General features: G+C 26.0%; 1 protein-coding gene. It reads left to right on the top strand.

Going from position 1 to position 2,784, the window contains the following annotated elements; translation table 11 throughout:
* The first annotated feature begins 2,242 nt into the window (after window positions 1-2,242).
* Complete coding sequence (locus tag HMPREF3270_RS00115) at window positions 2,243-2,431, top strand: CsbD family protein (protein WP_060804198.1); 189 nt, start codon at window positions 2,243-2,245, stop codon at window positions 2,429-2,431.
* The last annotated feature ends 353 nt before the right edge of the window (window positions 2,432-2,784 follow it).

Genomic DNA, 2,784 nt, shown 5'->3' with positions numbered 1-2,784 from the left:
CCGACAAGTCCGTAGGACTTTGTCGACAGTCTGAAAGCCGAGAAACCTTAAAGGTTTCTCGGCTTTTTGATTAATGACTTTTAACATGTTGATTAAAGGATAGGAATATGATTTAGTTTTAGAATAACTTTGTAATACTCAGAAGACCTTCATATCTATAGTTAATAAATAGCTATATTCTTTTTAGGCAATTTCATCAGAACATTAATAACCTAAATGTGATTTACGTTTGATTATAATTATATAGATGCTATCAAATGAAAAACAGTAAATTTGATATAAAGTGCTATATAGTTATGTAATTTTATGAGCACAAGAAATTTTGATATAAAAATTCTATTAATAAAGTTGTAAGGGGCAACTAAATACAATAGGAAACCTTTTGTTTATCAATCAATAAAGCACGTAATATTTGTGGAGTGTATCACGTATTTATAATTGTAAGAAAATATATATCAAAAATCAACAAAAACTCCAGTAATAAACGACTATTTAATACTTTTACTGGAGAAAGTAGTGAATTATATAGAATCTTTTCGGAAGATAATGGGGAATATGATTACATCATAAATCTTTTATAGCGAAAAGTAAACTTATCAAATATAAATTGTTTAGTAATAACTATAGTATAGTGAATAGACCTGATTTTATTGAGAGAACATATAGTAGTTTTTTCACACAAAACTTTTAGTACTACATATCATGTCAGAGTTTCCAGTAGTATGAGGTTCAAAAATATATAATATCACTAATATACAAAGTAAACGAGTTGAAAGGGAAGTTACTCTATAAAAGTTTACAGGAAAGGTTCTTAGGAATTATTAAAGTAATCATAATATGTTATAATGTTATTACCTTTCTTAAATTGAATGTCCGCAATTAACTTGCTGATTCGATTTTGCAACCATTTAATATGGTTGCTTTTTTTTATTAGTCTTATTAGGTTCTGATAAAACATTTGAGGAAATATATTGTACCAAAAATCATCAATAGTTTTGCTAAATCTTTGTGAAGTTACATCGAAATATATCTATTTCACTCTCATTTGCGTTTTAAGCGCTTATATAGAGTTTTAGATTGTAAAATGTAAATGTTTGGTGTTTCTTAAAAATAACTCTTTAAAATTTTAAAAATAAAGGTACTCAAAATTTATAATAAAGTTTGTTAACAAGTATAGATAGATTTTAATAAAGTGAGGCATTTACTTGGTCAATTATAAATGTTCATGTTTAATAAACAAGGAGTGATAACTATGTATAACAGGTGGATCTTCAACTGGCCAATATTCTTTATTGTGATTTTGAATTATATATTTATTTTATTGTTGTTTCTATGGGGTTCTAATATAACCCATGTAAAAGTCTTTTTATTGACTATTCCTTTTCTTTTAATGACATGCGTTTATATAGTACTGTTTATAAAAAATAGATAGTTAGTGTTTACACGTGTTTATGTATGTCTGAAACGAGTTTCTTCTTTTCTTGTTGTTATAGTTAATCATTACAAATGATAAGAATCACCTTAGAATTTTTGGAATTAGTGTTTAGAAAATATTTATGTAGAAACTATTTATGTAGAAACTATAACTTTATTAAGTAACTGGTTTCATCAGATTTTGCAATTTAATGTATGAAACTATCATCTATGCATTGAATTTGGACAAAATAAAAATCATGGTATTTTTTGAAGGGATTTATTGATGCAGTAATTAAAATGGAAGTTATTTTTTAGTTTATACAAAAATTTAGTTTGTATATGGATTAATAATGTGAAATTACACTATAGTTTTGTGTGTGGAATTACATTATATTTATATGTATCTCATTTGTATATTAAGGTTTTATAAAGTTTTTGAATTAAAAAAGACGCAAATATCCTATTACTTTTCAAAACATTTCTTTGAGAAAAAGTTGTAAAAAGAGTGTTCATTGTGAGATAGTAATATTTGTTTGTATTTTGAGTTTGCTTGTTATAGCTAATAGTGGTAGATTTGAGAAATATACTGAAAAATCACCTACAAACACTATGTTAGAGTTTGTAGGTGATTTGACTGGTGAAATTAAATATAATCAAATGAAGTTGAAATGAGTTATCTTAACTCTTTGGGATTATGTAATATATCTTAAAGGATAATCTCTAATAAATCAAGAAGTACACTTAATTTAGAAGACTTTACTTTTTTAAAAAGGTTTAGCATAATAGATTTATATCATAAGATACTATTTGTTTAGGAGGAATAACAATGAGTGAAGAAAAATTTGAACAAGCAAAAGGAAATATTAAAGAAACTATTGGGGATGTAACTGATAACAAGGATTTAAAAGCAGAAGGTAAAGGGGATAAAGCCTCAGGTAAAGCTAAGGAAATTGTGGATAATGTTAAAGATAAAGCTAATGATTTGATTGATCAGGTTAAAGGCGATAAGAACTAAAGAAGTAAACATCTTAAGTATTATAGACTTTATACTATTTAGGGCTGGTGAGTAAATTACCAGTCTTATTTTTAATGTGAAAAGAGCATAATTATCTTTGGGAATTAGAAATATTACATTATCAAAATCTAGGAAATGATGCACTTATGTCTAATATTATACTATCAGTGATTAATAACGATTGATCATTTAGAACATTCAAAATATTATTAAATCAATAGTTATAGTCAATTAAAAGTCAGATAATTATGCTTCACACCTTTTTTATTAAAGACTAAAACTCTTTAATAAAAAAGGTCATCATACAGAGTATGATGACCTCAGACTGTCGACAAAGTCCTACGGACTTGTCG

Source organism: Staphylococcus sp. HMSC65H10 (assembly GCF_001839185.1).
GTDB classification, from domain to species: Bacteria; Bacillota; Bacilli; order Staphylococcales; family Staphylococcaceae; genus Staphylococcus; species Staphylococcus simulans.
The sequence above is the reverse complement of the archived record's forward strand: the minus strand, read 5'-3'. Positions and strand labels throughout refer to the sequence as shown.